4 protein-coding genes are annotated in these 3262 nt (G+C 44.7%); 2 read left to right on the top strand and 2 right to left on the bottom strand.

Annotated features, from left to right (window positions below):
* Positions 1 to 459, top strand: a 459-nt coding sequence (locus K6G33_RS01790) for an ABC-2 transporter permease (RefSeq protein ID WP_296775582.1), incomplete at its 5' end; no start/stop codon positions are given.
* A gap of 44 nt (positions 460 to 503) precedes the next feature.
* Positions 504 to 1253 carry a hypothetical protein gene (locus K6G33_RS01785; protein WP_295171966.1) on the top strand — a complete coding sequence of 250 codons (750 nt, stop codon included), beginning with the start codon at positions 504 to 506 and terminating at the stop codon, positions 1251 to 1253.
* Between the two features lie 251 nt (positions 1254 to 1504).
* Here the strand turns inward: K6G33_RS01785 and K6G33_RS01780 are convergent, their stop codons facing one another.
* On the bottom strand, positions 1505 to 2098 hold the full coding sequence (locus K6G33_RS01780; RefSeq protein WP_296775579.1) for a recombinase family protein: 594 nt from the start codon (positions 2096 to 2098) through the stop codon (positions 1505 to 1507).
* A gap of 15 nt (positions 2099 to 2113) precedes the next feature.
* On the bottom strand, positions 2114 to 3262 hold a 1149-nt coding region (locus tag K6G33_RS01775), incomplete at its 5' end, for a relaxase/mobilization nuclease domain-containing protein (RefSeq protein WP_296775576.1).

Raw genomic sequence — 3262 nt, 5'->3', positions numbered from 1 at the left:
AGTAAGTGGCAGCAGTTCTCGTTGGCATTACCATACAGTCGCAGTGAAATTGTATCGGCAAAATATATCATGACTCTTGTCTTGTGCGGCTGCTCTGCATTGGTTTCGGGGATATTTTATACAGTTGCGACCTCACTCAAGAGAGACTTTGATTTCCATAATCTTGCATTCATAGTGCTACTGGGGTTGGGAACCGGTTTGCTTATCCCTTCAATTTCTACACCGATAGACCTGCGATTCGGAACCGCTAACGGGAAGATTCTTTCATTGATATGGGGTGGACTGCTCGGTGGCTCTGGTGGATTGCTTATGAATTGGTTCGGCAGTGACGGCGTAGTAAAGACTTCAAGTTCAGGAATAACAGCTTATTTGCCATTTATCGCTGCAGGCGTGATTTTGTTACTGTATACATTCTCTTGGAAGCTTTCTGTAAAAATATATGAGAAAAGAGAATTCTGACTGACAAGATGTATGGACAATACTGAAATCAAGGAGAATTGAACATGGTAAAGAAGAAAAAGAAAATAGTTTTATGCAGTATCATCGCAATATTACTTTTGATGCTGTTGGCAGTCGTATATTTCTTTCAGTTCACACCCGACGGATACCGTATGTCAGTACCTTACCGAAACTCTTTTGTAAAAATATCGGAAAACATATATGTGAACAATGGCTATTCAGGGAATACAGACGATATTATACGAGTTACAGATGATGCGGTAACTCGTGATACTGAGTTTTTTGGCGAAATGCAGTATGCAGAGGATACGATCATTGTTTTTTGTGATGACAAACAACTGCTTTCAAAGCTCGGTGGAGATCATGATACCAAAACTCTGTTGTTTCCTTCAAAGAAAAACTATATTGTAATTTCTGATGAGTTTTGTAATGCTGACATACTCGCTCATGAACTCACTCATGCAGAATTGCACACCCGTCTTAACAAAAAAGCTCTGAAAAACATCCCACCCTGGTTCGATGAAGGGCTTGCCATGCAAAACGACTACCGTGAACAATACAGTCAGGAAGTGTGGAAAGAGAAAACAAATAACGGTAAAAATGCAATTCCACTTGAAGAAATGGATACTCCCGCTGAATTTTATGCAGGTACCAGTGATGACAGGCGTTTTCGTTATGTAAATGCAAAACATGAAGTCAGCGAATGGATGGAGATTCACGGTCAAAATGGATTGTTGGAACTATTTGATAACCTGAATGATGGTGAAGATTTTAATATCGCTTATAAAAACTAACTTCCGACTCATTTTCAAAATAATCGTTCTTATAATCTATAGCCTACTGGCGCACCCGTTTTCCGTTCCGCATAAGTCATAATCAGAATTGTGGAGCATACCACAACAGGCACAAACCCTATTGGAACTGAATAACCGCAAGCTCTCGGAAACGCTCTGTAAGCGTTTCTGAGGGCTTTTTCTTTTCAGCGGTTAGTTTTCCGCTCTGCGGTGGTGAACGGCGCTGTGGGGCTTTTCAGTTCGTCTGACAGTCAAGCTGAGGTCTGCTCGGTGATGCCGTGACGGAGTTCATACTCACGCACACGGCGGTAGAATGTGTTTGCGGACATATCCATTCTCCGCATAAAATCTCTGCCTGTGATGTGCTTGGCTCTCCATTCCCCATAGAGCTGCCCGAACCTCGTCCAATCGGTGGGAATAGTTTTCCGTCCCGTGTACTTGCCCTGAGCCTTAGCGATCTCGATGCCCTCACGCTGTCGCTGTTTGAGCTGTTCACGCTCCAACTGTGAGAGTGCTGCGAACACGGTGAGCATAAACTTTCCTGACGGAGTATCGGTGTCGATGTTTTCCTTGTGGCTGATAAGCGTTACCCCTTTGTCGGTAAGTGTGTCGATGATGTTCAGCAAGTCCTTTGTGGAGCGCCCTAAACGGCTGATACTCTCGATATAAAGCGTATCGCCCTCACGCACATAGTCCAGCATAGCTTTAAGCTGAGGACGGTCTTTATTCGCTCCCGAAATCTTCTCGGAGAAGATGCGGTCAACCTGATAGTCGCACATGATCTCCTGCTGTCTCGCTGTCTCCTGATGCTCCGTAGAAACACGGATATAACCAATTTTGCTCATAAAATTTTCCTCTCTTTATTCAAGCTGACTTTTCTTTCTCTTGGCAGCCTGTTCATTCTGCATATATCGTGCAAGCGTTCTCTGACTGTCACGCTTTTGCTGTGCAAGCCTTGAAAGCCTGTCCGCTTCTTTCTTCAGGGCTTTACGTTCCGCACTCTGCTGTGCATAATCTGTTCGTGCTTTTTCAAGTTCCGTTTTCAGCTTGCTGAGTTTCGGTATATGAGCGTCGGGGAATAGCTCTATCAGCTTCTTGTAAGCCTTGTGGTACTCGTCAAGTTCGTAGCAAAAATCGCTCTTGTACTTGGTTTTCGCCTTACCCTCCAGAGAAGTATATTTCTTGTGATACGCCACAAATTCATGATACTTCTCGATTGCAGGAATCTGCTCCTCCAATTCGTGAATACGACTGCTTAGAGCCTTTTGCGAAGTTGACATGACCATAAATTTTGCAAGTGCTTTGTGAGCTGCACTCTCCAATTCTTCAAGCGTAGAATTGCTTGCGTTCATCTCGTTGAGTGCCTTGCTCGCCGCTTTCATATTCTCCTTGTCCTCCCAACGGTCGCCCGTCCCCTCTGTCACTTCGTGACATCTCCCCACACTGTGGGGAGTCACCCAATTCGTCAAGCCCTGAGACTGCTGAAATTTCTCAGCTGTGATGCGGATAATTCTCGCTGTTGGACGGTGCGACATTTGGTACTTGTAACTCTCGATACGCTTTCTGATCTGCTGGCTCTCGTAGAAGTAGCCCAGCGTTTTGGCTCTTGTAAACTTCGCCCTCGGATTACGCTCTTTCTGTTCGGCAAGCATAAATTTCAGGTCAATTTTGTGGTCGGGATTGTAGTCCACCAATATCCCGAAATCAGCGCACTTCGCAAGGAAATCCTCAAAGTCCTCGCTGACCTTGATAACCTCGTCAATGGCTCTTTTAAGCTGTTCTTTCCACGACAAATTCTGCTTGTCAAGCTCCCACTCCCAATGACTTTTACCCTTTGATAATTCGGGATTTTCGATGATAGAAAGTCCGTGCTTTCTGCAAAGTTCGTCCGAAATCGTGCGGAGTTTGCTCCACGCTCGGTCGGGTATCTTGCCTTGATTATGCTCAGTCTCAAAGGTTTTGCCCGTGTAGAAATTTACATTGTTCACGATGATGTGATTATGGATATG

The organism is Ruminococcus sp. (assembly GCF_024691275.1).
Taxonomy (GTDB): Bacteria; Bacillota; Clostridia; order Oscillospirales; family Ruminococcaceae; genus Ruminococcus.
The sequence above is the reverse complement of the archived record's forward strand: the minus strand, read 5'-3'. Positions and strand labels throughout refer to the sequence as shown.

Bases quoted from the DNA above. Each gene is read 5' to 3' on its own strand.
- K6G33_RS01780 (WP_296775579.1), bottom strand. From the start codon at position 2,098: ATGAGCAAAATTGGTTATATCCGTGTTTCTACGGAGCATCAGGAGACA.
- K6G33_RS01785 (WP_295171966.1), top strand. From the start codon at position 504: ATGGTAAAGAAGAAAAAGAAAATAGTTTTATGCAGTATCATCGCAATA.